Genomic DNA, 25,534 nt, shown 5'->3' with positions numbered 1-25,534 from the left:
GAAGAGCAGGAAGCCGATCAGTTGATCAGCTTCCTGTTTTTTATTGTGGATTAGCAACCTCTTGCTCGGCAGCAACACCAAGCCTGTCTAAAATAAAAGCATAGCATTCCGCTGCCTCTTTCAAATGGTTGAATCGACCTGACTTGCCGAAATGGCCGGCACCCATATTCGTTTTGAACACAATGACGTTGTTATCCGTTTTCAACGCTCTCAATCGCGCAACCCATTTAGCTGGCTCCCAATAACCGACTCGCGGATCGTTTAGGCCAGTCGTAATATACATATGCGGATAGTCTTTTGCTTCGACATTATCATACGGGCTGTATGACTTCATATAGAAATAGTCTTCCGGCTCTCGCGGATCGCCCCATTCGTCCCATTCCAATGTCGTAAGTGGGATCGTCGTATCGAGCATCGTCGTAACGACATCGACGAACGGCACAGCTGGAACGATGACCTCAAATAGTTCGCCTGCCATATTAGCTACTGCGCCTACGAGCAAGCCTCCCGCACTGCCACCACGAGCCGCCATTTGGCTCGGAGTTGTGTAGCCTTGTTCAATAAGATGTTTCGCTGCAGCAATAAAATCGGTAAACGTGTTTCGCTTTTTCTGCATTTTCCCGTCCTCATACCAACTCCGTCCCATTTCGGAACCGCCACGCACTTGCGCCGTAACGAATACAATTCCTTTGTCCAGGAGTGGTAGACGGTACGGATCGAAATGCGGATTGCTGTTTGCTCCATACGAGCCATATCCATACAATATTAATGGCGCCGGCCCCTGATCGAGAGCACCTTCCCGGTAAACTGCTATCATCGGTACGTTCACGCCATCCTCAGCTACAGCCCACAATTGTTCTTGACGATAGCTTGAGGGATCATATTCGCCGCTGACGGGAGCAACTTGCAAACATTGCTTTTCTCTAGTTAGCAAATTCAGCCCGTAAGTTGTTTTAGGAGTAAGAAGCGACTCATATTGAATTAACACTTCCGTCGTCTCGTAGCTTTGATCGGCTAAAACCGAAACTGTGTAGAGAGATTCCTCCCATTCAATTCGCTCTAACGTCCCGTCCTGAACGATCCAGATTTGCGTCAATCCATTCTCACGACCAGCAACAAGCAGCTTGTCGCGAAACGGGTGCATAGCTATAAGGTATCGATCCTCACTATACTCAACAACGTTCACCCGTGACTGAAGGTCATCAAGAGGACAACGGAGCAGCTTAAAGTTTAGCGCCTCTTCGTTTGTCAAGATGAGCAAGTCGTCTCCCCAATGCTCGACATCATAGAGAATGCCATTCCGCCTCGCATCGACTAGTTGCAAAGGGGATAGCGGGGCATCTGTATCTAACAAACGGATTTCGCTAGACGTTTTCGAATGCGAATAAACAAAAATAAACTTCCCACTTTGCGATTTCGCCATGAACAACGTAAACGTCTCGTCTTTTTCTTCGAAGATGAGCTCATCATTCATCACGTCATTACCTAAACGATGTCTCCATAATCGGCACGGACGTTGATTCTCATCAACCGTAATGTAAAAAATATACTCACCGCAACGGCTCCATTCCATACTGCCATACAAAAAGACATTCGGAATTCGATCTGGCAGAAGCTCGTCCGTTTCCATGTTTTTAATATGGATCGTATATCGATCCGTGCCGTCCCGGTTCTCCAAATAAGCGAGTCGGTTATGATCGGTGCTCATCCGCTGCACGGTTACACTTAAGTAGTCATCACCCTCAGCTAATTCATTCAGATTTAGCACAACTTCTTCATTCGCTTCCGGCAGTAACTCGCGGCTTGCAGCCTTCTTACGTGCATAAATCGGATACTGCTTATCTTTATCCAAACGAGAGTAATAGAAGAATTGTCCATGTTGAATTGGCACTTTCACTTCTGAATCGGGAACACGGTCCACCATACGTTGATAAATCTGTTCAGTCCTCTCCTCGAGTGGGCGCATGACGTCATCGTAATACCGATTCTCGTCCTCTAAATACTGAATGACTTCCGGATTGGAGCGATCCTTCAGCCAATAATAGTCGTCCTCACGCACATCGCCATGCAAATGATGGGGATGGGGAATACGTTTTGCTACAGGTAGTTGCATAAAAATTTCCTCCTTCCATATAAATAGTAGTTTCGAGTCTTTGCTTATGAATCCCTTCTTTTAGTTGCTATTTGCACTATAATTACTATTTTGAGAAGATGAGATAACGAGGGACATGGGGGAGGGGTATGATGAAATCAGTTACGGATAGATTAACCGAATCGGTCTTACTAGAAATACTGGAGAATGCATTTCAATGGTTTGTCGTCGTAGATAAAGAATCGAATATCTTATATATCAATGAAGAATACTGTAAGTTCCTTGAAACGACTCGTGAAGAAGCAATCGGAACGCCAGTGGACGAAGTCATTGAAAACTCTCGGATGCATGAAGTTGTAGAAACGGGTGACGTCCATATCGCATCGCCACACTTCATAAAAGGAACGTATATGTTAGCGAATCGTGTTCCATTGCGAGTGGATGGAGAAATTGTAGGGGCTTTCGGAAGTGTTATTTTTCGAGATTTGAACGATTGGCATAATTTGAGCTCTCATGTAAGAACGACAATGGAGAAAATTAAAATTGGACAGGCAACAGAGAATGAGAACTTTAAACTTCAAGATATTCTCGGATCATCCGATTCAATTAGATCAATTAAAGAAACGATACAAATGATTGCCCCAAGTGATTTACCTGTATTAATTCAGGGAGAAAGCGGAACAGGAAAGGAAATGTTTGCACAAAGTATTCATTACTTATCGAACCGCTCTGACAAACCTTTTGTAAAAGTAAACTGTGCAGCAATACCAGCAGAGTTTCTTGAACTTGAGCTTTTTGGCAGTGTTGGAGCGAATGAACAACTCCAAAGAAAAGGGAGATTCCATCAAGCTGAAGGCGGAACATTGTTTTTGGATGATTTAGGGGACATGCCACTATCGATGCAAGTTAAGTTATTGCGCGTGCTCCAGGAAGGAACGATTGAACCGATTGGATCACATAAAGCGATTAGAGTAAACGTCCGAATTATCGCCGCTGTCAATCAACCGTTGAAAACGTTAATGGAATCCGGAAAGTTCCGAGAAGACCTGTATTACCGGCTTCATGCAATTACATTACAAATTCCACCGCTTCGTCAGCGAATGGATGATTTTGAGGAAATTACGAATCACTTTTTTCATGAAACGATTGCAAAAGTGGGAAAGCGTAATCTTTCCATTGCGCCGGAAACGATGCAATACTTAAAAGAATATAATTGGCCCGGGAACGTGAGGGAATTACAAAACGTAATTCAAGCGGCAGTTTACTTAACAAATGGAGATGTAATAGAGCCTATCGTCTTGCCTCAAGAAGTACGAGTTAAATCCCGATACTATACGGGAAATACCGAAACGTTACAGCAAGCAATTGAGCAAATGGAGAGGAAAATTATTTCCGAAACGCTTCAAATGTACCCAAATAAGAGAGAAGCTGCAAAGGTGTTAGGGGTAAGTAGAAGTACGTTATATGAAAAATGTAAAAAATATAACTTCTGACCTACTTTCCGAAATTCCGGACAACAGTCCGGGAATCCGGACGTGATAAAGTGTATGTTTTATATGTTGGAAAGCGTTATGAAAAAACAGTCCGATTTTCCGGACTGTTTTTTCTCTTTATCTAGCAAATTGCATAGGAATAAGGGTTTGCAAGATTTCATAATGTTTGATTAAATATGTTGGAAGCGCTTTCTAGTGACGCGTGATGGAGGTGGAATTGGGGGAGAGGAACGATCGAGCAATTTTTCGTAGCGATTTTTTTTTAGGATGTAAGACTAGAATTCATTATTATTCTTTCGCTACAGCTAACTTACATTATTATGACATTTGGGGGAAATTCGATGGAAGCATTAGGTATGATTGGTTTAATTGGGGGACTCGCTCTTCTTATTTACCTGACGATGAGGGGCGTAAATATTTTAATTGTCGGTCCTGTTTCTGCATTGTTTGTTGCACTCATGAGTGGAATGCCGCTCTTTGCAAAACTTGCTGATGAAGGACAAGCTGATTTTGTAACAAGCTATATGGGTGGATTCACTTCCTTTATTGCAGCTTGGTATATGATGTTCTTACTTGGTGCAGTATTTGGAAAGGTTATGGAAGATAGCGGAGCAGCGGATGCCGTTGCAAAATGGACCGTCGATAAATTGGGAATGAAGTATGCCGTATTAGCAATCGTCGCTGCGTGTGCGATTTTGACATATGGTGGCGTAAGTTTATTCGTTGTAGCTTTCTCTGTTTATCCAATGGCCATTTCTTTATTTAAGCAAGCTGATTTGCCAAGAAGATTCATTCCTGGGACACTTGCTCTCGGTTCCGTCACATTTACGATGACTTCTGCTGGATCACCGGAAATTCAAAACTGGATTCCGATTCCGTACTTGAATACAAATGCTTACGCAGGCTGGGAAGTTAGTATTATTGTCGCCGTGTTTATGGCGGTGTTTGGCTATTGGTGGCTGAAGAGAATGATAACAAAAGCGGTTAACAAAGGTGAGCGATTTGTCGGCAGAGAATCAGATCCAACATTCGATACGACACGTACACTGCCAAATCCTATTTTGTCTATGATACCTTTAGCTGTTGTACTCATTATTTCATATATATTCCATGATTCGTTAGCGCAATCCGCATTGATTGTCGCATTGCTCGGTGGAATTATTGCTACGTACATTGTAGGAAGAAAATATTCAACGAATTTTGGTGCAGCTGTTTCTGCAGGTACACTTGGCGCGATTGTTGCAATTGGTAACACCGCCGCTGTCGTCGGCTTCGGAGGCGTTGCAAGAGCGGTTCCTGCTTTCAAAATGGCTGTAGAAGCTATGACGAGCATTCCAGGCTCTCCTTTAATTGGTGCAGCGATAGCGGTATCGGTCATTGCAGGAATGACGGGTTCTGCGTCAGGTGGTCAGACGATTGCCTTGCCATTAATTGCTCCGCATTACTTAGACATGGGAGTAAATCCAGAGGCATTGCACCGAGTTGTCGCCATCTCGTCTGGTGCACTTGACTCACTTCCGCATAACGGCTATGTTGTCACAACTATTCAGTCTATCTGCGGTGAAACACACCGAGATGCATACGGTGCAATGGGTGCCTTAACTGTCATTGTTCCGGTCATTGGAGTAGCAATTGCAATTATCTTGTTCTCCTTTGGATTTGGGATTTAACAAAAACAGGTTAACCTTTAGGGCGTCATAGGTACATCGAGTAGGCGCCCTGTAATTTTGTTTCAGGAGGAGTTCGCATGGTAGAAGGAAAAGTATTATTTATTACAGGAGCTGCACAAGGGATCGGCTTTGAAATTGCTCAAGAATTTTCTGAGGCTGGCGCTAAAGTTGTTCTTTCTGATATTAATGAGGAGAAAGTGAAGACTGCTGCCCAAAATCTTCGTGGAGAAGCAATAGGTATTAAATGTGATGTTACGTCTGAAGCTGATTTAGAAAAGGCGATCAATGAAGCAATCGATCATTTTGGAAGGATTGATATTCTCATTAACAACGCAGGGATGCAGCATGTTGCGATGCTCGAGGATTTTCCGACAGAGCGGTTCGAGTTGCTCGTTAAAATTATGCTAACAGCGCCTTTTATTGCAACAAAGCTCGTCTTACCGCATATGAGGAAAAATGGCTTTGGTCGTATCCTAAATATGGCTTCCATTAATGGACTTGTCGGTTTCGCAGGAAAGGCCGCGTACAACTCAGCGAAGCATGGTGTAATTGGGTTGACGAAAGTAGCAGCTTTAGAAACGGCAACAGATGGCATTACGGTAAACGCAATTTGTCCTGGGTATGTTGACACGCCGTTAGTGCGCAATCAGCTACAAGACTTAGCGACAACACGCAATGTTCCACTTGAAGCTGTACTCGAGGAAGTCATTTACCCATTAGTTCCGCAGAAGCGACTATTAGATGTGAAAGAAATCGCCGATTTAACATTGTTCCTTGCGAGCGATGCGGCGAAAGGTATGACAGGTCAAGCAGTCGTACTAGATGGTGGATATACGGTACAGTAATAATGAAGTAACCTCTCATTTCTTGGGAGGTTACTTTTTTTAGTATGCGGGATGTTTTAAAAAAATTAATTAACTCTTCGGTTGTTTGTCCATGCATTTAATCGATTGTTACATATGTTGATAACAGAGAGCGCTCTCTACTTATTATGTCGGTATCTGTGCACAGGTTATTCGATGTAACCCTTTAACTATATTCAAGGAGGATTATAGATGGCGGATCAACGATTAATAGTCGGATTCTATCCCAATATTACAAAAGAAGAGCGTAAAGAAGTTCATGATTTATTGGGGGCGAATGTTGTACAAGTTATTGATCAGTTACACGTTGAGGTTGTAACAGTACCCGCACCGCAGATGGATATATCTATCGCTCAATATTCAGCAAATCCGAAAGTGCGTTATATCGAAGTGGATCGAAATGTTCATACAACTGGTTGCAGAAGTATCATTCCTAACGACCCGAATTTCGATTTGCAATGGGGCCTTGAAAAAATAATGGCACCAGAAGCATGGTGTAAAGCCGTAACTACACCGACAAACATAGCGATTGCCGTTCTTGATACAGGTATAGATCAAGATCATCCAGACTTATCAGCAAAAGTTTCAAGAAATGTAAACTTTACATCATCGCCAACGGTTGATGATATTTATGGTCATGGTACGCATGTTGCGGGCATTGCAGGTGCGATTACTGATAATGAGTTATTTGGGGCTGGCGTTAGTTTCAATACAGCAAATTTATGGAATTTAAAGGTGTTAGGCGATGACGGTGTTGGTGCATTTAGCTGGGTTGCTGCAGGGATCGTTGACGCAACTGATGCAAGAGCGACTGTTATCAATATGAGCCTTGGTAGTTCATTTGACTCTCAATTGTTAAGAGATGCAGTCGTTTATGCTTGGGATAGAGGGGTTGTAATAGTGGCAGCAGCAGGAAACGACAATACAAATGCACCATTCTTTCCTGCAGCGTATGAAAACGTGATTAGTGTAGCCGCGACAGATCAGAATGACGAAAAAGCATCTTTTTCAAATTTTGGTGATGGCGTTGATGTTGCTGCTCCGGGCGTTGGCATTTATTCAACGTGTCCAAATCATGCGAATGTCTTAGGGTGCATTAATTTTGGACCATTAAACGGAACATCTATGGCAACTCCTTTTGTAGCAGGGCTTGCGGCTTTAATAAAGGCGACTTTTCCAATATTAAGTAACCAATCCATCAGGCTAGCAATTGAATCATCTACAGATGCAGTACCCGGCTCAGGAGTTCTCTACCAATTCGGAAGGATTAATGCGAATTCAGCCCTTCTAAATGCTGGAACGGTTTAACTTCATTGATGTAGTCGGAAAATAATATTTAACGCCGATTGTTTAGGGCTTCCGTTAACGTTAAACTAATTCTGACGGTTAACGACAAAACGCGAGGCTCTAAACTCTTTTATCATTTCACGGCTTATCGTGTATGGAGGTGGAGTTTTTGCGAAGTAGTAGGGGAAGAATGAGTTTATACAAAATTTTAAAATCGAACAATGAAATTAATCCTCATCTAGTAAATACTGAACTATTTAATAGGAAGAATTTTAACATTAGTTTACAACAGAAAATAATAATTCGGCCAAGCTTTGGTTCAGCTAGAATCATTGTTGAATTGCTGCCAAATAGTAAAGCGGATTTTATCGTATCCAATCGTGGTAAATCTGAGGTTATAGCGGAAAAGGAAAATGTATTTAATTATATTAATGAAACGTGCTTAATAGAAAAATTTACTATTATTCAAAATATAAATTTCATAGGCGATGATGAGGAAGTCATGGATATTTTTGTCACCGTTAATAGGCAAGTGAATAATGATTGGAACATATCCTCCATATCTGATCAAGATGGTTTACTATCCAAGGAAGGATTAATAGTAATTGAAAGCAGAATCCAGAACATCGCGATTGAAGCGGCCAAAGAATTGGAAAAGTATCTTCCTACCTGCCCTACTTATCTTTTGAATATTGGACTAACTGAGGAAAAGTGGTGGATTCAAGATATTGAACTTCATTTCTCGAAAAGCAAATGGAGCCAGCATCAATTATTGACTTCTATAAAAAAGCTTCGCAATTACCTTCCCAATACGCAATTATTTACCCCACCTATTTTCTTTCGATTTATTGAAAAGTATAAACAGGTCATCCTAAAACCATGTCACGGTCAGTGGGGGATAGGGATTGTGCAAGTCAAATTATCGGAAAAAGATCTATTTGAAGTTCACAATGAAAGAAGTAAGCATACAGTGATAGGGAAATCGGAACTTATCGAGTATCTTGAGAACAACTTTCTGTATAAACAAAGCTATATTATACAGGAACGAATCAATCTGGCTACTATTAATAAAAATGTCTTTGATATTCGCGCAATGGTGCAGCGTAAAGATGGAGGAAATGAATGGGAAGTAACCGCTAAACTAGCAAAAGTAGCTGCGAAAAATTACTTTGTGACGAACGTCATAGGTTCCCTTTTGCCCGTTGAAAAAGCCCTTCAAGAAGCTTCAATAAATGGACTAGTGCCTGAAAATATTATCGGAAAAATTAACTTTGTATGTCTTAAAGCCGCACGCCTACTTGGTAAACAATATCCAGAGCTTACGCGAATCGGTATGGATATCGGAGTGGACCATAGAGGGAAGATTTGGCTATTTGAGACAAACCTTGTTCCCGATATTAACATTTTCAAACGCTTTAATAAAGATCTTTATAAAATAATAACTAATATAAATAGGGAATTATAATTGTGTCGGTGCCTGTGCATGGTACATTTTGTGCATGGTGCATTTATGGCAATTCATAAAAAAATATAAAAATGCAGTATGGAGTAAGATGGAGGCTGATATGATCAGCTTCCTTTTTCTATTTATGCAATTGTAGTGTATTGTCTGAATAGTTTATTGCACAGGCACCCGTTTTTCTATTCCAGATACTTGACAACATACCCTGAGGGGTATAAAGTAAACATGGAAAAGAACATGAATTAGGAGTGGGAAATCATGAGGAAAAAGATTTTAGTTGTTGGCGGGGTTGCAGGTGGTGCTTCTGCAGCAGCTCGAGTACGAAGACTAGATGAAAAAGCGGAAGTTATCATGTTTGAAAAAGGGCCACACGTTTCTTTTTCAAATTGTGCACTCCCTTATCATTTAAGCGGTATTGTGGAAAATAGCGATGATCTTGTATTAGTATCCCCAGAAACTTTTAAGAAAAGATACAATATCGAAGCTAGAATCAATCAAGAAGTTGTGGCAATTAATCGGGATTCAAAAACGGTTACCGTTAAACATACAGGTACGAACGAAACGTATGAAGAAAGCTATGACAAATTAGTTCTTTCACCTGGTGCTAAACCGATTCGTCCGAATATAGAAGGGGTCAATGGCGACAATGTATTTACAGTACGAAATGTTGTTGATATTGATAGGCTGAATACGTATATTAAACAAAACGGTAGTAAAGATATTGCCGTAGTTGGTGGTGGCTTCATCGGTGTTGAGGTCGCAGAGAATTTAAGACTGGCAGGCTATAACGTATCGTTAGTTGAATTCGCTAACCAAATTATGACACCGTTCGATTACGATATGGTGCAAATTCTCCATAAAGAAATGGTCGATCATGGAGTGACTCTCATTTTAAATGATGGACTAGATAAGATCGGCGACGGATATGTACAAACGCAATCAGGCAAGAAAGTAAAAGCCGATGCGGTCGTATTGGCGATTGGTGTAAGACCCGAAATTTCATTAGCGCAACAAGCTGGTCTTGAAATTGGTAAAACTGGAGCCATTAAAGTCGATCAAAATTATTTAACGAGTGATAAAAACATTTACGCTGTTGGTGATGCGATTGAAGTTTATCATAAACTGACACACGCACCTACGAGACTCGCATTAGCAGGTCCAGCACAAAAGCAGGCGAGAGCGACTGCGGATCATATGTATGGGATTCCAAGCCGAAATAAAGGGGTCATTGGGTCATCGTCCATTCATCTGTTTGACTTAAAAGCGGCATCGACAGGTTTAAATGAGCAAACAGCTGAGAATGCGGGCATTAGTTATGACTCCGTCTATATTATTCCTGCCGATAAAGTAGGACTAATGCCAAATAGTCACCCGATGCATTTTAAATTGTTGTACGAAGTTCCGACAGGGAGAATTTTAGGGGCCCAAGCAATCGGTAAAGGGAATGTCGATAAACGAATTGACGTTATAGCAACGATGATTACGATGAATGGAACGTTGGAGGATTTAAAAGATCTCGAACTATCCTACTCACCAATGTTAGGAACAGCTAAAGATGTAGTGAACCATGCAGCGTTAGTGGCGCTCAACCAGTTATACGGAACATATAATGAAGTGAAAGTTTCACAAGTCCGTCAGTTAGTTGAAACTAATGCGTTCATTATCGATGCAAGAGAACAAGGTGAGTACAATAGAGGCCATTTAAAAAATGCAGTTAATATTCCATTAAGCGAGTTTAGAGACCGTTTAGATGAAATTCCAACTGACCAACCTGTCTATATTCATTGTCGTTCAGGACAGCGCAGTTACAATATGGTTATCGCGCTCGAAAACTTAGGGTATGAGAACGTGTATAATGTTTCTGGATCATTTTTAGGAATTTGTCTATATGAGTATTACAATGATTCCGTTATGGATAGGGAGAAAATTGTAACAGAGTACAATTTCAAATAATATGTAATGAAAATGAAACCCCCGATAATTGGGGGTTTTGTTTTTATTCGACAAAGACGAAAATTGTATCTAATTCCAATGATTGTATAGGCAAGGTGAATAAAGATCGATTTCTTTTGTGCAAAGTGTACAACCGGTTGTTCAAATGAACTGTTATGATAAAAAAACTATGCACATTGTATAGTAAAGACTTGTGCATTTTGGCTACTAAACATAAAGACCTTCCCTCTCTAGCTATGTATAATATGGATTATTCACTTTGAAGAGTTTTAAAAGTACTTTTTTTAGTAATGAAGAATGTAACTTACAATGCAGCATCGAGAGGGGTATGGAAAATATGGCTACAATAAATGAAAGTTATGATACAAAAGGGATTGCAATCGAACACTCCTCATCATTGGACGAATCGCTGTATCCAAAATCCGAAAAGGATAGAACCGTTAAGCCAAGAGATTATATTTTCATGTGGATCGGCGACGGAGTTAACTTAGGCAATATGACATTAGGGGCAAGCGTAATGGTAGCGGGAGTTGCAACATTAAACATCTTCCAAACAATCCTCGCAGCTCTAATTGCAATAGGTATCATTTCAACAATTTTTGCGTTAAACGATCGACTAGGCTATAAAGAAGGGATTCCGTACGTTGTCCAGCTTAGAATGTCTTTCGGGATAAAAGGAACTGTTATTTCATCATTATTACGCGGTATACCTGCTATCGTCTGGTACGGTATTCAAAGTTGGATTGGCGGGACTGCGTTAAATGAAATTGCGAAGATCGTTACGAATGGATCTTTCGATAATATTGTCGTTTGCTTCATCGCTCTTCAATTACTTCAAATTGTCCTTTCGTTATTCGGTTTCCATGCGATTAAATGGGTAGAGACGGTTGCATCTGTTGTTTTCATGGCAGCTCTTGTATATGTGTTTGGTATCTTAATGTCATCTCATACAGCTGAGATTACGCAAAACTTAGTACAAGCAAAAGGCTCATGGGGCTTACCGTTCTTCGGACTCATTATGGTCTTTTTAGGGAACTATGCAGGAATTTTTGTCAGTGCGGCAGACTATTCAAGAGAACTTGAAACGGGTGTGCGCGATAAAAAGCGCAGATCGTTATACTTTATTCCAATTACAATTTCATACGGTTTTGTTATTATCATTGGAGCAATGCTCGCTGCAGCAACGGGTGTAACGAATCCTGCACAAGCACTTCCAATCGTAATTGATAATCCGTATATTTCTGTCGGTGTATCTGCGTTTATCGTCGTTGCGGTTATTGCGACAAATATGGTCGCTAACATCGTTCCGCCGGCTTATGTCATTACGTTACTGACAAAATTAAAATATAAAGTATCTGTAACGATTACAGGATTGCTTGCATTAGTTGCATTCCCTTGGGTACTTATTCAGGAATCGTCAGCTACAGGTCTAAATATGTTTATTCTTATTTACTCCGCATTTTTAGGCCCTGTTATCTCAATACTATTAGTCGAATATTTTATTTTACGAAAACAAAGAGTGGATACTGCTGATTTATATAATGAGGAAGGTCCTTTTGCTGGGTATAATCCAGCTGGATTGCTTGCGATGTTTATCGGTGCAGCCGCAGCGTTCGTAGAGGTTGAGCTGGCATGGATTATCGGTGTAGTGGTGGCAGGAACAACTTACTATCTTCTGTCAAAGTATGCCTTTAAAAATTCAAGCTTTAAAAAAGGAACGATTTTTGAAAGTTAAAGGAAGAGGTTTTCTACATGACATACGATTTAGTCATTAAGGGCGGTAATGTCGTTTTACGCGACGGTGTTTATAACGTTGATATTGGCATTAAAGATGAGAAAATCACTTGCATCGCTGAAACAATTACAGATGACGCGAAACAGGTCATTGATGCAACAGGGCAATACGTTATGCCAGGAATGATTGACACACATGTACACATTAGTGAACCGGGCCGAACCGAATGGGAAGGTTTCGAAACAGGATCGAAATCGTTAGCTGCAGGTGGAACGACAAGCTACGTAGAAATGCCGCTCAATGCCTTGCCAGCAACAATTAATAAAAAAGCATTAGATCTTAAACTAGAAGCAGCTGAAAACCAAAACTACGTTGACTACGCATTTTACGGTGGACTCGTACCGGAGAACTTGGACAATCTAAAAGAATTAGCTGACGCTGGCGTTCTTGCTTTCAAATGCTTCCTATCCGATATTACGAGCGAAATTCCGGAAGACTTCATAAATGTGGACGATTTCACATTGTACAAAGGCATGCAAAAGCTAGCTGAGTTGGATCAGATCCTTTGCATCCATGCGGAAAACGCGTCCGTTACGTCCGGACTTGCGAAGGAATTTGCGAGGGAAGGCAAAAACTCTGGTGTTGAATATGCGGAATCACGTCCGATTTTCACAGAAGTGGAAGCTGTTCAACGTGCGATTCTATTTGCGAAAGAGACTGGCTGTAAATTGCATCTCGTTCATATTAGTACATCAGAGGCGATACAGACGATCTTGAAAGCACGTACTGAAGGTGTAGATGTAACGGTTGAATCATGCCCTCATTATTTTGCCTTTACTGCTGAACAAGTCGATGAAATCGGCCCACGAGCAAAATGCCAGCCGCCGATTAGAAAAGCGGAAGACCAAGCAAGACTATGGGACGAGCTGATGAACGGGAATATCGACTGGCTCACGTCCGACCATTCACCTTGTACGGAGGACTTAAAGCAAGGAAACTTGTGGGAAGCGTGGGGCGGAATTAGCGGCGCGCAAAATAACGTCGATTTAATGTTTGACTTAGCGGTTAAGCAACGTGGACTTCCGGTTCATAAATTTGTTAATTTAATTGCAACGAATCCGGCTGAACGTTTCAACATAGCTCATAAAGGTGAAATTGCAGTTTCGAAAGATGCGGATATCATTTTAGTCGACCCTAACGAGTCGTATACGGTGAAAAGGGAAGACTTGTACTATAAAAACAAACATAGTGCATACGAAGGAAGGAAAATTGACTGCCGTGTCACAACAACAATCGTTCGCGGAAACATCGTCTTTAATGTAGAACGTGGAATCGTTGGAGAACCGATTGGAAAGCTAATTTCTACTAACGAATAAGTAAAATCCCAAACCTCATTCGGTTTGGGATTTTTGCTGATTTATTTCATCGTCATCTTTAAATATGGAGCCGATGAGTAAAGCGACACGAATTCGCAATGAGTCTGCGGGGTCGCGTAGTGAACAGTTAAGCAGTTCTTCTGTTTTCTCTATTCGATATTTAATCGTATTTCGATGAACGAATAATTTCCTCGATGTTTCCGAAAACTCACATTGAGAATCTAAATACACTTGAATCGTTTTTACTAACTCTTGCGCTTCCTTTGTTTTTGGATAGGCCAATGATTTTAATGTGCTTTCGTAAAGGGATTTTAATTCTTTGCGAGGAAGGCTTATTAACAGTTCCTCTAAGTCCTTCGTTTTGTAATATTTAATGAACCCCTTCATGTTTTGTTCATAGCCGGCTACGATCGCTTCAACAGCCTCATAATAAGCGGTCGGTATATCTTTTAAGGACGGCACAGCGTGGCTTACCCCAAAGGAGAGAGTAAAATCGCCATTAAAATTCGCTTGGACATTTTCCATGAAAGACGTAATCGTATTCATTTGCTCATCACCGTACTTCGGGAATTGCAAAATGATGGCGAAGTACTTTCCTTTAGTAAACAAAGTAGCTTCTAAATTACTATGGATAATTTCATCTTCAAGTTGGTCATAGACGCTATTATGCAGTTCCCCAACCTTTTTTTCGTATAGCTGCAATGTTTCATACTTGTCACCTTGAGCATCAATCGTACAGACGACACAAACACTGTCCAAGTCTTTTTGCAGCCCATAATAGTTCGATCGACTAAAAATCTCCTCATCTGATTGGATCTTCTTCTCAATTAAATCGGCAAAGAAATTATTTTTTAATAATCTTGAGTTTTCCTCAATCGCTTGCTCTTTTACGATTGTGAATGAAATGACATTCCCAGCCTGTTCAATTGCCATTTGCGAAGACGGGTATGGCAACGTAAGTGAATCGACAATGACGAGCATGCTTGGATATTGACGCTTCGTTTGTACCGGGAAAGTTGTAACGGATTGCCGTTCTCTTGACGGAATCGTAAACGTCATCCCTTCTCGAGCAACAGATAAGTCTTCTTTCACTTGTTGAATAATTTCCTGTTCAACTTCGTTCATTGATTCTTTTAGAAAGTCATGACTTTGAGCAATCTTTTCACCCCGATGATTCAACAGAAGGGCCGGACGTGCTAATAGATGGCCTAATTGTTCCAATAGAGCCCCTAAACTATATCCATTAATAAGCATATTCGAAAACTCTTTTTGCACATGCAAGGCGTAATACAGCTGCTCAGCCTCATGGTCATTTAAGTAGTTCAAAATGTGGCGGGAAATTTCACCTAATGTATGTTTTGTTGGGATATCAATGATAGGAAACGCCAGTTCGTCGGCGAGTAGTTTTACTTCATGCGGCAATTCGTGAAAAAATCGGTTAAGTTTAGTAACAAATCCGGCGCAATTTAATTCATGCATTTGTTTAATTAATTCACAAAATTTTTCCGGATCATCTTTAAACGCATAACCTGTGGTAAGGAGAAGATGATTTTCAGCTAAGAAATTAATAACGTCAGGGGTGTCGGATATGTTGACGAATTTAACATTTCTCGTTAGACCTCGATGCCCTGCTAGCACGATACTTTCCTTCATGCCTTCTAATATAAATAAATCATTTATCGTTTTCATGAAATACCTTCTTTAATAAAATTTTAAACGTAGAAACCTTATTCCACAGTTTGTTCATTTTACGTGAAAACTAGACAGAAATCAAAGCGTATATTGGTCAAAGTAAACAATGACATTTAGTAACGGTAGTTATAAACTAGAGTGTAGCAGTGTAGCGAACGGAGGCAAGGATGCGGCAAATGGAGTTTACAGTAAAAGATTTATTAGTAATGGAGTCCATGAAGGACGCTGACGTATTAAGCGGACATAAGTATATTCAAAATGGAATTGAAGGCGTCACGATCATGGAAGGCCCCGATATTGCCAAATGGCTTAAAGGCGGGGAAGTAATCTTAACGAGCCTCTATGCGATTCGGAACTTTAATGATACTGAGCAAAAAGACTTTATTGCCAAGTTAGCTGAAAAGAGCGTAAGTGCTCTTATTATTAAAAAGCATAGTGAAGAGATATCCAATCAATTGCTGAAAGCAGGCGAACAACATCGAATGCCGATTATCCAGCTTCCGCAAGACGTTCCATTTGTCGATGTCATGTATCCGATTATGGGAGAGCTGTTTAATAATCAAGTAACAAAGCTTCAATATTATAAAGAGATCCATGATCGATTTACGGCGTTATCGCTTGCGGATAAAGGTCTTGAGAAAATCATTCGTACACTTGAAGAACTGATTGGTAATCCAGTCGCGTTATTTGACCGGAATTTTAGTTGTATCGTTTCGACGTACCAAGAGCTTGAGCGATTTGAAATCGTTGAAAAAGTGCATTTTTACGAACGGACAGCGGGAATAAAGTTTCCACACTATCGACAAATTGTAAAATACCCGGAACTGAATAATAGTAAAGGGCACCAAATAGTCGTTCCAATTGAAACGATAAATCATAACAAAATGTATTTGCTAATCGGGGAGATTACAAAATCACTTGGTGAGCTTGATTTAATAGCTGTAGAAAACGCGGCAATCTCCTTATCCCTCGAATTGGTGAAACAATTTGCTGTTGCAGAAGTTGAAAAAAAATATAAAAACGACGTCATTGAAGAGTTGATTAGCGGCAAAGTCCAGTCAATTAACGCCATTTACGAAAAGGCGAATATGATCGGATGGGATCTCGAAGGGTCATTTGCTGCGGTTTTATTTAAAATAAACCGTTTTTCAGATGTCGTGTTAGAACAAAAAAGTGATCTATCAGATCGAAGTCATTTCCTTGTGTATGAAGCAATCCATCATTATTTACCGAACGGCATTATTGCGAATCGGAGCAATCTATTTATCGTCCTTTGGAAAGTTGATAAGACAGGCAACAGTAATTCTTCATGGACGAACGAAATTACGAAAACTTCAAAGGCGATTCAAGAAGCGGTTAAGGAGCAAAGTAAAGATATCTCGGTGCAAGTCGGAATTGGGAGTGTCGTGAGTAATATTGCCGAAATTCCTAAAAGCTATAGAGAAGCTCAAGATGCATTAGATTTAGGCGAAACGTTAAATGGTTTGGAATCGGTTACCGCATTCTCAGAGTTAGGGATTTTTAGATTGCTACGCCATATTAAAGATTCCACTACATTACTTCAGTTCATTCCACAATCGCTGAAGGAATTGCTTGAGTATCATCAGGCAAATCAAGCGGATTTGCTAAAGACATTGCAAACCTTTTTAGAGTGTAATCAAAACATTTCTCAAGCGGCCAAACTTCTCTTCGTTCATTATAAAACCGTCGTGTACCGTTTGGAGCGAATTAAAGAAATAACGGGAATGGACTTTAACGATTCGGAAGAAATGTTATCAGTACGAGTCGGACTTAAAATTTACGAACTAACAGAGCGTGAAAACAAACAATTATAGGGGAGAGGTGGCCTTTGTGCTGCCTCTTCTTTTTTGTTATCTAGATTGGTTAAAAAATAGATAAAACTTTATCCTTTTCTGCAAAAGCTTAATTCGTGTAAACCGTTTAGAATTATAGATTATGTATAGGATATACATGAATTCTATAAACGAGCTTCACTAGGAACAATCTTCCAAAATAAGTACGAGCAAGTATACATAGCACAAACAAGAGGGAGGTGGAAGATGGTGGACGAAATCAAAGATGTTCTACAAAAACTAGACGTTCTCGTTGAAGAAACAGCGAGCAAGCTCGAGTGGCTAGCTGAGTTTGGGAAAGATTCCGAAGGCGGCGTATCTCGTTTGCTTTATACGAAAGAATGGGTTGAAGGGCAACAAGCATTAAAACAATGGATGGAGAACGAAGGCTTCGAAGCCAGATTCGACGAAATTGGAAACCTATTCGGAACGTTAAAAGGAAAAAATACGGCTGAAACGGTTTTGACCGGTTCCCATGTCGATACGGTGAAAAACGGCGGTCGGTTTGATGGTGCCTATGGCATTGTTGCTGGAATCTTAGCGTTGAAATACTTGAAAAAACATTTCGGTCAACCTATCAGAAACATCGAAGTCGTTTCGATGGCCGAAGAGGAAGGAAGCCGTTTCCCTTACTCGTTTTGGGGATCTAAAAATATTGTCGGCTTAGCGAAGCGTGAAGACGTTGAAACGATTAGCGATTTCGATGGATTTCCGTTTGTCGAAGCGATGAAACAAGCAGGCTTCGGATTCCAAGATGAATCGAAGGAGCCTCGTAACGATGTTACAGCATTCGTTGAAGTTCATGTTGAACAAGGCAACGTTTTAGAAATGGAACAAACGGCAATTGGTGTCGTGAACAACATCGTTGGGCAAAGACGGTATACGGTAGAAATAACAGGTCAAGCTAATCATGCCGGTACAACGCCAATGGGGTACCGAAAAGATGCTGTTTTTGCGGCTACCGAAATGATTCACGAACTTATTTCAATGGCTAAAGTTACCGGAGATCCACTCGTAGCAACAGTAGGGAAATTTGAAGCTCATCCTAACATCGTTAATGTTGTGCCAGGAAAAGCTATTTTCACAATCGATGTTCGACATACCGATAAAGAAGCGATTGTTTCATTTACAGAACGTATGAAGGCAAGAATGCAGGAAATTGCAACAGCTCATGAAGTTGAAATGGACATCGATCTTTGGATGGATGAAGATCCAGTTCCTATGGATGAAAGAATTGTTGAGCTCATTGAAAAGCAATGTAAAGCAAATGGCCTTAACTATAAGGTGATGCATAGCGGCGCAGGACACGACTCTCAAATTTTTGCTCCGGTCGTACCGACAGCGATGCTGTTTGTTCCTAGCCTAAAAGGGATTAGCCATAACCCTGCTGAATTTACTGAGCCTGCACATTTAGCAGAAGGTGTGAAAGCACTAATCGGTGCGCTTTACGAATTAGGTTATAAAGAATAATGTATTGAATGCCAGGTATATGCCTGAAAATATATATAAATAGAGGAGAATGTAACGATGGGTTATCCAAATGATATTCTTACAAGCAGATCAATTATTAAGCCAGGTAAATATGCTCTAATTGCTCCAGAAGGATTAGTAAATAATGTTATTCCTGGATTTGAAAATTGCAGAATTTCTATTTTAGCTTCACCGAAACTCGGTGCAAGTTTTGTTGACTACATCGTCACAATGCATGAAGGTGGAAAGAATAGCGAAGGGTACTGCGGCGAAGAAGATGTACAATGCTTCGTTTACGTCCTTAGCGGAAAAGTGAAAGCGAAAGCGGACGATCAAGAATTCATTCTTGAAGAAAGCGGCTATCTCTATTGCCCACCAGGCGTAACAATGTATTTGGAAAATATGGAAGCTGGCGATTCACGTCTATTCCTTTACAAGCAAAAGCATACACCATTAAAAGACGGCCGCAAACCGTGGGTCGTTTCCGGCCATGCGAATGATATCGAGTACATGGATTATGACGATATGCACAACGTTCACTTGAAAGATCTATTACCAATGGAACTTGAGTTCGACATGAACTTCCACATTCTTTCATTTGACCCGGCAGGAAGCCACCCATTCGTTGAAACGCATTACCAAGGACACGGTGCATACTTGTTATCTGGTGAAGGTATGTACAACCTTGACAATGAATGGATTCCAGTTAAAAAAGATGATTATATTTTCATGGCACCTTATGTACATCAAGCAGCATATGCAGTCGGAAGAGAGCCATTGACATACGTTTATTCCAAAGACTGCAACCGGGACGCTTCATTATAATAAGCCCTCTAAGGGTATGATAATGAGAGTGAGTCAAGAGGACGGGAAAGGTGAGTTTAATGAGATTAAGTAATGAGAAGTTGAATGAGTTAATTACGACAAAGCTGCATAAAGCAGGTCTAACCGAAGAACATGCACGGGGCGTTGCAGACGTTCTTGTCCATGCAGACGCTCGTGGAGTACACTCTCACGGCGCAATGAGAGTTGAGTATTATGCAGAGCGAATTGCTAAAGGCGGAATTAACGTCAATCCTGATTTCACTTTCGAGAAAACGGGTCCATGCACAGCTATTTTTGATGGCGATAATGGAGTAGGACATGTCGCTGCAAAAGTAGCAATGGACGAAGCCATTCAAATGGCGAAAGAAAATGGAATCGCTGTCGTTGGTGTAAGAAGAATCGGTCATAGTGGCGCACTTTCCTACTTCGTTCAACAAGCTGCAAACGAGAATTTGGTCGGCATTTCACTTTGCCAATCAGATCCGATGGTCGTCCCTTATGGAGGATCCGAACCTTACTACGGTACAAATCCAATTGCTTTTGCTGCACCAGGCAAAGACGGTAAAAACATTACATTTGATATGGCGACAACTGTTCAAGCGTGGGGTAAAATTCTTCATGCTCGTTCAAAAAACGAAACGATTCCAGATACGTGGGCCGTTGATAGCAATGGAGAACCAACAACCGATCCATTTAAAGTAAATGCATTAGTACCAATCGCAGGACCAAAAGGATACGGACTTATGATGATGGTGGACGTTCTTTCCGGAATTCTTCTCGGACTTCCATTCGGAAATAAAGTGTCGTCTATGTACCATGACCTCACGGAATACCGGAATCTTGGACAACTCCATATTGTTATTAATCCGGAGTTCTTCGCAGGCTTAACTTCATTTAAGGAAAGCATTGCGACGACAATTGAAGATTTGAACAACATTAAACCGGCTCCTGGTTTTGATCACGTTTCGTACCCTGGCCAAAGAAGTGCCGAAAGGGAAAAGAGCTACGAGGAAAACGGCATTGAAATTGTAGATCATATTTATGAGTATTTAATTTCGGACGTTGTTCATAACAATGCATACGATAATAAAAGCCCTTTTGCTAAGTAAGATCGTTTGAGGGAAGGTGACCATTTTGAATGGTCACCTTTTTTATTTGGTCGCGCCGCTTCGCTTCATATTTAAACTCATTAGGTTTCAGAATATAAGCAAACTTCACTCTTTAAAGCGACTTTAAGTTGACGAATGTACGTTCTGTTGTTAAAATGAAATAAGTGCCAAGAACTAATGTTGTTTGGCAGATGCTTTGAAAAACTAATATTGAAGGAGTTGTGGGAGAAATGTCATTACGATTGACGCCTTATTTAATGATGAATGGAAATGCAAACGAAGCAATTGAGTTTTATGAAAACGTTTTCGGAGCGGAAGTGCTTTTTAAGCAAACGTTTGGTGAAATGCCGGACAACCCTGAATTTCCGTTGCCGGAAGAAGCAAAAGGACTTATCTCGCACGCAATGATTAAGGTTGGGGAAACTGACATGATGTTTTCGGATACATTTCCAGGGGAAACGACTCAAGTTGGCGATCAAGTAACACTTTGCATCTCTTCAGATGATGTTGAAAAATCAACGAAATTATTTGAAGCTCTGCAACAGGACGGCCAAGTGAAAATGCCGTTGCAGGATACTTTTTTCAGCCCTGCTTACGGCATCGTAACGGACAAATTCGGAGTGACATTTCAAATTTACACAGAAGGTAAACAATAAACTTCATAAAGGTGAAAACAACAGTAAAAGCTCCCTTTTCGAAGGGTGCTTTTTTGCATGTTGAATTATTTTTTTGTTCATTGTATTCCATAAGATTTCATCTGAACAATACAGTTTTCAGCTCGATCAAGTCATTAATTACAAAATCAGCCTGGGCGAGTTCCTCTTCTTGTGCAAAATCAAAATTACATCCGACTGCAAGCAAACCGTTGTCTTTTGCTGCATTTATATCAGATAGTCGGTCTCCAACAACAGCACCGTTATTAATTTTATATTTCTCTATGATTGTTCTAACTAAATCTCCTTTATCGAGCGTGTCTATTTGTTGGATACTAAACGTTTCGGTAACCCAATCATCCAAATGATAATGGTCTACAATTGCTGCTAAATAGTCTGTTAACCCATTACTCGCTATATAGATTGAACAATCTCTTTCCGTGAGATACTCGAAAATCTCGATTACGTTTGGATATAAAGCACCTTTCCCATCTTTAATATTTTCGATTAATCTCTCTAAAAAATAGGCATCCGTTTGTTCTTTTATTTCCATAGAATGGTCTGGTAATAAAGCCTCCCATACCTTAGGTAAAGGAACACCCATAATTTCGCGGTATTTTTCGATTGGGGTTGCGCCGCTCCACTGATTCATGACACGCAGTTTTTCAAAAGCATCATCAAGTGAAAGCTCCAAAATCTTGTCTGTTTGAAATAAAGTTCCGTCCATATCAAAAATGATTGATTGCACCAAACCATCTCCTTTAACATCATTATCCAAAGTTTAGCATACTGACCGAATAGGCGTGAGAGGATGATTCATTGGGAATAGATGAATACTATAGCAATACAGCTTCTTTAATGAAAAATGGAGGGGAAACGATGAACGTTATAGTGGAATGGACGTATAAATCACCTAAAGGATTGGAAACCGTCTTCCGTTCAGAAGAAATGGATGCGGCTCTAGCTGTTGGTATTGCTGAAGATTTGGAGAGGACGGGCCGTGCGAAAAGCGTGAAGTTCATTGACCGGTTTGACAGTTCGTGGACGGTTAAGGAAATGAAAGGCTATTTGAAAGGGATTGAAACAGAACCACATAATATCACTGTCTATTTTGACGGGGGATTCGATCTGACAACGAAGGCAGCAGGTTTAGGTTGTGTTATTTACTACGACCAGAACGGGAAGTCGTATCGACATAGGAGAAACGCATCTGTCGAAGAGCTCATCTCGAATAACGAGGCAGAATATGCAGCACTTTATTTTTGCTTGCAAGAGCTGGAGTTATTGAATGTCCATAACATGCCAGTCCGATTTATCGGCGATTCCCTGGTCGTCATTAATCATTTGAGCGAAGAGTGGCCGGTCATTGAACAGAATTTGTTCAGTTGGGCGGATCGAATCGAAGCGAAGGTGAAAGAGCTCGGTATTCAGCCGGAATATGAGCTCGTATCGCGTAAAGTGAATGCTGAGGCTGACCGGCTTGCATCACAGGCATTGGATGGCATTGACATTTCAGCGACAATCGATAGAATGAGGGAATAAAAAAAGTTCCCATTACGGGAACAAAGGATTCTCTATTAATGAATTACGTATAATCAATTACACTTTTTGCAATCCTTGCCTTTAGTCTTCTCGGCACCACATTTTTTGCATTTTGCCATTCAATCACTCCTTTGCAAGCGTATATCCAAATTTATTCACGTGTGGCTGCAATTATGCTTAAAATAGCGGCCATTTTAAATTGTAAGGATAATGCCTTGGAACGGCTGTTACATTTAAGTTAGTATACAATAGATGCAAAAGCGGTTGTTCAAATGGAGGTCACAACAATGGAAATTGGCGTAACAACATTCGTGGAAACGACGCCGGATGTGAAAACGGGTCATGTCATAAGTCATGCGGAGCGTATCCGTGAAGTCGTAGAAGAAATCGTGTTAGCGGATAAAGTCGGACTGGACGTGTTTGGTGTAGGAGAGCATCATCGCGAAGATTTTGCGTGCTCGTCTCCTACTGTTCTACTTGCGGCTGCAGCTGCACGGACAAGCCGAATTAAACTAACGAGTGCTGTCTCTGTTTTATCTTCAGATGACCCGGTGCGTCTCTACCAACAATTTGCGACGGTCGACGCCATCTCAAACGGTCGTGCGGAGATAATGGCCGGCCGGGGATCCTTTATTGAATCGTTTCCATTATTCGGTTACGACTTACAAGATTACAATGAGTTGTTTGATGAGAAGCTAGAGTTATTAATAAAAATTAACGAGTCCGAAAAGGTGACATGGAACGGAAAGCATCGTCCTTCGATTCCTAATTTAGGCGTGTACCCACGACCTGAACAAGACCAGTTGCCAATTTGGATTGCAAGCGGAGGCACACCTCAATCTGCTGTACGGGCGGGCGTACTTGGACTGCCTCTTGTACTTGCGATTATCGGGGGCAGTCCGTTACAGTTTGCGCCAATCGTTGAATTGTACAAGAGAGCGGCGAAACAGGCGGGACATGACGTATCAAAGCTCAAAGTCGCTTCCCATTCTCATGGTTTTGTTGCGGAGTCAACCGAAGAAGCGAAAGATAAATTTTTCCCGCCAACGGCACACGTAATGAATGTGCTAGGGAAAGAGCGCGGATGGGGACCATACACGCGCAACACATTTGAGGCGGCAAGCAGTTTGGAAGGGGCGTTGTATGTAGGGGACGCTACAACCGTTGCAGAAAAGATCATCCACCTCCGTAAAAATGTCGGCGTTGAACGGTTCATGCTTCACGTTCCTGTCGGATCCATGCCGCATAAAGAAGTCATGAAGGCGATTGAATTGCTAGGAACCGAAGTGGCACCAATCGTTAGAGATGAAATTGCACGATGGGAAAAGGAAAATACGCAATAATAGATGTAGCTATGTAGTGAGGAGAAGAAAAATGCAAAAACTAACGAGAATATCCGATCGCCTTTATTATTTACCGCCTGTTCAAGAAACAGACCGTCCGATATTGGGGGCTGTTATTGGGGCAGAAAAAACGATACTCATTGACGCGGGGAATTCATCTCAGCATGCTAATTTGTTTTTACAACAGCTTAAGGAAATTGGGGTTCAACCCGATCTACTCGCCCTTACACATTGGCATTGGGATCACGTCTTTGGCTTACGTGAAATTCCGGTCCCAAGTATATCGTGTAAAGAGACGTACGGAAAAATTAAAGAAATGCAGCCCCTTTCCTGGGAAGATGAACATTTAGATCGACGTGTAGAAGAAGGAACGGAAATCCCGTTTTGCGCAGACGCAATTAAGTTAGAATTCGGGAATAAGCGGGACATCCAAGTTCAACTTCCGACGATTGTCTTCGAGAACCGAATGACCGTACATTTAGGCGGATTGACGTGTGAAATTGAACATGTCGGCGGAGATCACTCAAGCGATTCCTGCGTCATTTTCATTCCCGAGGAAAAGGCTTTATTTGTTGGAGATTGCCTCTACGCGAATTTATATGCAGAAAAATGGAATTACACAGTTGAAAAAACGCTGAAACTCATTCAACAATTGGAAAAATACGATGCGGAAATCTTCTTCCTCTCCCATCATCCAGCCCCTCTAAATAAAGAGGCATTCCATTCATTATTGCAACTGCTAAAAAACGCTGCCCTGCTCACCGAAAAACATGAAGGTGATGAAAACGCCATTCAACGAGAAATGGCCGCCAACTTACAACGCGACCTAAACGAAGAAGAACTCGAAACAATCGGCTTCCTCGTCAACGGCTGGTAAATTGTGTCGGTGCCTGTGCAAGGTACATTTATGATAATTCAACAACTTGGATAAATATAATGTCGGGATACTCCGAAGTGTTACTATAACGAGCTCCCATCTATTTGTTCATACAATTGTAGTGAATAGACAGAATTGTGTCGGCGGCTGTGCGCGACACATTTATGACTATTCACTATTTTGTATATTTAGTATAGTAGTCTGTTTTGAAATGGCGCTAAGCCTTCGTTTTTATATTT

19 protein-coding genes are annotated in these 25,534 nt (G+C 41.0%); 16 read left to right on the top strand and 3 right to left on the bottom strand.

The window, feature by feature from the left end; translation table 11 throughout:
• Window positions 1–40: 40 nt before the first annotated feature.
• Complete coding sequence (locus tag QM454_RS02255; protein WP_432361008.1) at window positions 41–2,113, bottom strand: S9 family peptidase; 2,073 nt, start codon at window positions 2,111–2,113, stop codon at window positions 41–43.
• Between the two features lie 131 nt (window positions 2,114–2,244).
• On the opposite strand from QM454_RS02255, the gene QM454_RS02250 reads away from it, so the two are divergent.
• The 8 genes from QM454_RS02250 (at window position 2,245) to allB (ending at window position 13,931) form a co-directional block, all read left to right on the top strand.
• On the top strand, window positions 2,245–3,585 hold the full coding sequence (locus tag QM454_RS02250; protein WP_432361007.1) for a sigma-54 interaction domain-containing protein: 1,341 nt from the start codon (window positions 2,245–2,247) through the stop codon (window positions 3,583–3,585).
• Between the two features lie 341 nt (window positions 3,586–3,926).
• A complete protein-coding gene (locus QM454_RS02245) occupies window positions 3,927–5,255 on the top strand; it encodes a GntP family permease (RefSeq protein ID WP_432361004.1) in 1,329 nt (442 codons plus the stop codon).
• Between the two features lie 77 nt (window positions 5,256–5,332).
• A complete protein-coding gene (locus QM454_RS02240) occupies window positions 5,333–6,100 on the top strand; it encodes a 3-hydroxybutyrate dehydrogenase (RefSeq protein WP_432361001.1) in 768 nt (255 codons plus the stop codon).
• Between the two features lie 210 nt (window positions 6,101–6,310).
• Window positions 6,311–7,426 (top strand): S8 family serine peptidase, encoded by a 1,116-nt coding sequence (locus QM454_RS02235; RefSeq protein WP_432360998.1) that lies wholly within the window; start codon window positions 6,311–6,313, stop codon window positions 7,424–7,426.
• A gap of 169 nt (window positions 7,427–7,595) precedes the next feature.
• On the top strand, window positions 7,596–8,870 hold the full coding sequence (locus QM454_RS02230; protein ID WP_432360995.1) for a YheC/YheD family protein: 1,275 nt from the start codon (window positions 7,596–7,598) through the stop codon (window positions 8,868–8,870).
• Window positions 8,871–9,125: 255 nt separating this feature from the next.
• A complete protein-coding gene (locus QM454_RS02225; protein ID WP_432360992.1) occupies window positions 9,126–10,820 on the top strand; it encodes an FAD-dependent oxidoreductase in 1,695 nt (564 codons plus the stop codon).
• Between the two features lie 337 nt (window positions 10,821–11,157).
• On the top strand, window positions 11,158–12,555 hold the full coding sequence (locus tag QM454_RS02220; RefSeq protein WP_432360989.1) for an NCS1 family transporter: 1,398 nt from the start codon (window positions 11,158–11,160) through the stop codon (window positions 12,553–12,555).
• A 17-nt stretch (window positions 12,556–12,572) separates the two neighbouring features.
• Window positions 12,573–13,931: an allantoinase AllB gene (allB, locus tag QM454_RS02215; protein ID WP_432360986.1), complete on the top strand. Its 1,359-nt coding sequence runs from the start codon at window positions 12,573–12,575 to the stop codon at window positions 13,929–13,931.
• A 15-nt stretch (window positions 13,932–13,946) separates the two neighbouring features.
• Here allB and QM454_RS02210 read toward each other — a convergent pair whose 3' ends face one another.
• Complete coding sequence (locus QM454_RS02210; protein WP_432360983.1) at window positions 13,947–15,620, bottom strand: PucR family transcriptional regulator; 1,674 nt, start codon at window positions 15,618–15,620, stop codon at window positions 13,947–13,949.
• A gap of 179 nt (window positions 15,621–15,799) precedes the next feature.
• Between QM454_RS02210 and QM454_RS02205 the strand changes: the two genes are divergently transcribed.
• From QM454_RS02205 to QM454_RS02185, 5 genes are all read left to right on the top strand, one after another.
• On the top strand, window positions 15,800–17,458 hold the full coding sequence (locus tag QM454_RS02205) for a PucR family transcriptional regulator (protein WP_432360980.1): 1,659 nt from the start codon (window positions 15,800–15,802) through the stop codon (window positions 17,456–17,458).
• A gap of 225 nt (window positions 17,459–17,683) precedes the next feature.
• Window positions 17,684–18,946, top strand: coding sequence for an allantoate deiminase (gene allC / locus QM454_RS02200; RefSeq protein ID WP_432360977.1), 1,263 nt, complete (start codon window positions 17,684–17,686; stop codon window positions 18,944–18,946).
• A 57-nt stretch (window positions 18,947–19,003) separates the two neighbouring features.
• Window positions 19,004–19,771 carry a (S)-ureidoglycine aminohydrolase gene (gene allE / locus QM454_RS02195; RefSeq protein ID WP_432360974.1) on the top strand — a complete coding sequence of 256 codons (768 nt, stop codon included), beginning with the start codon at window positions 19,004–19,006 and terminating at the stop codon, window positions 19,769–19,771.
• Window positions 19,772–19,830: 59 nt separating this feature from the next.
• Window positions 19,831–20,880 (top strand): ureidoglycolate dehydrogenase, encoded by a 1,050-nt coding sequence (gene allD, locus QM454_RS02190; RefSeq protein WP_432363833.1) that lies wholly within the window; start codon window positions 19,831–19,833, stop codon window positions 20,878–20,880.
• A 230-nt stretch (window positions 20,881–21,110) separates the two neighbouring features.
• The gene (locus QM454_RS02185) at window positions 21,111–21,536 is read left to right on the top strand and encodes a VOC family protein (protein WP_432360972.1); all 426 of its coding nucleotides are present in this window, start codon (window positions 21,111–21,113) and stop codon (window positions 21,534–21,536) included.
• A 97-nt stretch (window positions 21,537–21,633) separates the two neighbouring features.
• Here the strand turns inward: QM454_RS02185 and QM454_RS02180 are convergent, their stop codons facing one another.
• Window positions 21,634–22,284, bottom strand: a complete 651-nt coding sequence (locus tag QM454_RS02180) for an HAD hydrolase-like protein (RefSeq protein WP_432363831.1) — start codon at window positions 22,282–22,284, stop codon at window positions 21,634–21,636.
• Window positions 22,285–22,412: 128 nt separating this feature from the next.
• Here QM454_RS02180 and QM454_RS02175 point away from each other — a divergent pair, with 128 nt between their 5' ends.
• The 3 genes from QM454_RS02175 (at window position 22,413) to QM454_RS02165 (ending at window position 25,295) form a co-directional block, all read left to right on the top strand.
• Window positions 22,413–23,075, top strand: a complete 663-nt coding sequence (locus QM454_RS02175) for a reverse transcriptase-like protein (protein WP_432360969.1) — start codon at window positions 22,413–22,415, stop codon at window positions 23,073–23,075.
• A gap of 287 nt (window positions 23,076–23,362) precedes the next feature.
• Window positions 23,363–24,418, top strand: a complete 1,056-nt coding sequence (locus tag QM454_RS02170; protein ID WP_432360966.1) for an LLM class flavin-dependent oxidoreductase — start codon at window positions 23,363–23,365, stop codon at window positions 24,416–24,418.
• Window positions 24,419–24,449: 31 nt separating this feature from the next.
• Complete coding sequence (locus tag QM454_RS02165) at window positions 24,450–25,295, top strand: MBL fold metallo-hydrolase (RefSeq protein WP_432360963.1); 846 nt, start codon at window positions 24,450–24,452, stop codon at window positions 25,293–25,295.
• Window positions 25,296–25,534 lie beyond the last annotated feature (239 nt).

Source organism: Sporosarcina sp. UB5 (genome assembly GCF_050859005.1).
In the GTDB taxonomy this organism is placed as follows: Bacteria; Bacillota; Bacilli; order Bacillales_A; family Planococcaceae; genus Sporosarcina.
Note: the sequence above shows the minus strand (reverse complement) of the source record. Positions and strands in the feature narration are given on the sequence as shown.